The sequence below is a fragment of the Saccharothrix sp. BKS2 genome (genome assembly GCF_047689505.1).
Taxonomy (GTDB): Bacteria; Actinomycetota; Actinomycetes; order Mycobacteriales; family Pseudonocardiaceae; genus Actinosynnema; species Actinosynnema lopnurensis.
In genome coordinates, this window is sequence record NZ_JAUQOL010000036.1 from 1 (window position 1) to 1,020 (window position 1,020).

The window sequence follows — 1,020 nt, forward strand, 5'->3', positions numbered from 1 at the left end:
CCACCTCCACGTCGACCTCCACCACGACGTCGACGACGACCACGACCTCGACCACCACGACGTCGAACCAGAACCCGCCCTCGGGCGCCGCGACCGGCTACGCGTCCCAGAACGGCGGGACCACCGGCGGCCGGGGCGGGGCGACGGTCCGCGCCACCTCCGGCACCCAGATCCACCAGGCCCTGTGCGGCCGGGCCGGCAGCAGCACCCCGATCACCATCGAGGTCGAGGGCACCATCAACCACGGCAACACCACGAAGGTCTCGGGCGAGAGCTGCTCGACCGCCGCCGGTGTCATCGAGCTCAAGCAGATCAGCAACGTCACGATCATCGGCGTCGGCAGCGGGGCGGTCTTCGACCAGTTGGGCATCCACATCCGCGATTCCCGCAACATCATCATCCGCAACGTCACCATCCGCAACGTCAAGAAGTCCGGCTCGCCCACCTCCAACGGCGGCGACGCCATCGGCATGGAGAGCGGCGTCCGCAACGTCTGGGTCGACCACACCACCCTGCTCGCCTCCGGCGGCGAGTCCGAGGGCTACGACGGCCTGTTCGACATGAAGGACGACACCCAGTACGTCACCCTGTCCTACAGCACCCTGCGCAACTCCGGCCGCGGCGGACTCGTCGGATCCAGCGAGAGCGACCGCTCCAACGGATTCGTCACCTACCACCACAACCTCTACCAGAACATCGACTCCCGCACCCCCCTGCTGCGCGGCGGCATCGGCCACATGTACAACAACCACTACCTCGACATCCACGAGTCCGGCATCAACTCCCGCGCCGGCGCCAGGGCCAAGGTCGAGAACAACTACTTCAAGGACGTCCACGACGCCCTCGGCACCTTCTACACCAGCGAAGCCGGGTACTGGCAGGTCAGCGGCAACACCTTCGACAACGTCACCTGGTCGACCCCCGGCAGCGACACCAACCCCGCCGGCCCCGACGTCAAGTCCACCACCACCGTCTCCATCCCCTACGCCTACACCCTCGACCAGACCACCTGCGTACCGG

Annotated in this window: 1 protein-coding gene; it reads left to right on the forward strand. The window is 67.3% G+C overall.

Features of this window, described 5'->3' with window-relative positions:
* The coding region (locus Q5530_RS37495; RefSeq protein WP_415367694.1) for a pectate lyase family protein at positions 1-1,020 on the forward strand (1,020 nt) is incomplete at both ends.